The 2,591-nt window shown below is 69.2% G+C and carries 3 protein-coding genes; all 3 read left to right on the forward strand.

Annotated elements, in window-relative coordinates; translation table 11 throughout:
• The first annotated feature begins 360 nt into the window (after window positions 1-360).
• Entirely contained in the window at window positions 361-510 is a 150-nt protein-coding gene (locus JWR81_RS18085) for a lmo0937 family membrane protein (protein ID WP_297653759.1), read from the forward strand.
• Between the two features lie 189 nt (window positions 511-699).
• Entirely contained in the window at window positions 700-1,260 is a 561-nt protein-coding gene (locus JWR81_RS18090) for a phosphatase PAP2 family protein (RefSeq protein WP_297653767.1), read from the forward strand.
• 318 nt (window positions 1,261-1,578) lie between these two features.
• The coding region (locus JWR81_RS18095; RefSeq protein ID WP_297653764.1) for an AI-2E family transporter at window positions 1,579-2,591 on the forward strand (1,013 nt) is incomplete at its 3' end.

The following is a 2,591-nucleotide window of genomic DNA, read 5'->3' on the forward strand; positions in this document are numbered from 1 at the left end:
CTCCCAGGTCACCGATGGCCGTGGCGCGATCGAGTTCCAGAAGGCTCTGTACCCGAGATCAACGACACGGGGCAGTCGTGGTCATAGCGGGAGGGGCCGTACCTGAACGCGCGCCCGGGCCGGCCACGAAGTGGAGCCGGGTGTCGACGCTCTCGGCCAGGGCGCGGTCGACGGCGAAGGTCGACGACCCATCTCGGCGATCGTCCCGATCGCGGTGGTCGGACTGGTCGTTGCCGAGGCACGCCGGCGATGTTCCGGCAATGAGAATCCCATCATTCGGTCAAGACAGCGCTTGGTTTGAGGATCTAGCAGCACGGGAACATTTTCCTCAGCACGACCTCACCGTGAATGGAGACGAACATGTTGCTCGCCATCGCCGCTGTGTTGCTGGTTCTCTGGCTGCTCGGCTTCCTCGTCCTGCACGTTGGCGCGTTCATCCACGTCCTCATCGTGATCGCCGTCATCGTGGCGATCGTCCACTTCGTCCGCGGTCGCGGAGCGCGTGTCTGAACGCGACGGGCCACGAGTGAACCCGTAGAAGAGGACGCAGAGCCGCAGCACGACGCGGTAACCGGCCTAGGCGGTGGCTCGGATCACCCAGCGACGGCGGCTGTGGCGGCTCGACCGCGGTCGGCGTCGGACGACCATCCATCGCCGAAGCAGGTCCGCGCGCAGGCTCAGTGCTGATCGTGGTTGATCGTGCCGGCCACTCGACGGGAGTACTTCATGCCACCGCCCTTCGCTGAGCAAGTGACCAACCGCGAGTCGGCCGCGGTGGAGCACAGCTCCCTGCTCTCCCCCGATCGTCCGTCGTGGGTGGTCACGACGCTGAGCGCCGTCACCGGAGGCGGAGCGTTGTGGCTCGCGATCGCCGCTGTGATGGCCCGCCGACCCGGCCCGCCGCGTCTTGCGGCACGGGACGGTGCCGTGGCGGTCGTGCTGGCCACGGCGACGGCCCATGTGATCGGGCGCCTGGTGCGCCGGCGACGGCCCCCCGCCGCAGAACTACCGGCCTATCAGGCGCTCGTGCACAAGCCGACGTCGTCGTCCTTTCCATCGGCTCACACCGCGGTCGCCGCCGCCTTCACGACCGCCGTCATCGCGCGCCACCGCCGATGGGGTACGGCAATGACACCCCTCGCCCTCGGCGTGGCCTACAGTCGGATCCGCACCCGGGCCCATTGGCCGACCGACGTCACTGCAGGCGCCGTGTGCGGAGTGTTGATCGGGGTAGCAATCCACAAGTCTCTACGTCCTTGATCAGCCGTGCGAGAGTCAGACCCACCTGTTTGCCATCGAGACGCTGCACCGGAGTCGTCCGCGCGATGACGGCGTCGAGGCGATCAAGGGGTAGCGCCGATCACCGGCGGATAGCACAGTCGTACCGACCAGGGAGCCGCGACGGTGAGCGCTGAACGACCCACTCCGCCCATCCCCGCCCCAATCCCGGCCCCGAGCGCATCTTCGGGTGTGCGCTCAACTTTGTCGGGGCGCCATCACCGGTCCCAGGTCGGGCCATCGAGCGTCGGACCGTCACCCGTCAGACCACCAGCCGAAGGTACGGGCGAGGTCCCCCGGGTGTTGCGCGTCAGCGCCGCGCTGGGGTGGCGGCTGTTGGTGGTGGCCGCGGCGCTCTACGTCATCGGGCAGGTGGTGGCCTACCTCGCCGCGGTGGTGGTGCCGGTGGCGATCGCGCTGCTGCTCGCCGCGCTGTTGTCCCCTGCGGTCGGCTGGCTGCACACCCGCGCAGTGCCCCGCGGTGTCGCCACCGCGCTGGTGATGATCGGCGGGCTGGCCCTGCTCGGGGGGGTGCTGAGCTTCGTGGTCACCACCTTCGTCGCCGGTGTGCCCGAGCTCGGTACCCAGCTCAGCGCGAGCGTCGATTCGATCGTGGGTTGGTTGACCACCGGGCCCCTCAAGCTCAGCGCGGCGCAGCTGTCCGGGGCGCAACAGCAAGCTCTGGCCACGTTGAGCGCGAACCAGGCGGCCATCACCACAGGCGCTCTGAGCACCGCGGCCACCCTCGGCGAGCTGCTCACCGAGATCCTGCTGGTGGTGTTCACCCTGATCTTCTTCCTGCAGGGCGGCCTGGGGATCTGGCAGTTCCTGCTCGGGGTGGTACCCGAGCAGGTTCGGACACGAGTCGATGTCGCCGGGCGCCGCGGGATCGCAGCATTGGTGAGCTACGTCCGCGCGACCGCCGCCGTCGCGGTCGTGGACGGGGTCGCGATCGGTATCGGGTTGGGAGTGCTCGGCGTGCCGCTGGCCGTGCCGTTGGCAGCGCTGGTGTTTCTGGGCGCGTTCATCCCGATCATCGGGGCGGTCGTCGCCGGCGGTGCCGCGGTGCTTGTCGCGCTGGTCGCCCGCGGACCGATCACCGCCCTCATCGTCCTGGCGATCATCATCGCGATCATGCAGCTGGAGAGCCACGTCCTCCAGCCGCTGCTGCTGGGCCGCGCGGTGAAGCTGCACCCACTGGCCGTGGTCCTCGCGATCGCCACCGGGCTGCTCGTCGGCGGGATCGCCGGCGCGCTGCTGGCCGTGCCCCTGCTGGCGGTGCTCAATTCCGGTATCCGCTCGCTGCGCAGCGA

This window comes from Pseudonocardia sp., assembly GCF_025965585.1.
GTDB lineage: Bacteria > Actinomycetota > Actinomycetes > Mycobacteriales > Pseudonocardiaceae > Pseudonocardia.

Coding starts and splice junctions, on each gene's coding strand:
- JWR81_RS18085 (WP_297653759.1), top strand. CDS start 361: ATGTTGCTCGCCATCGCCGCTGTGTTGCTGGTTCTCTGGCTGCTCGGC.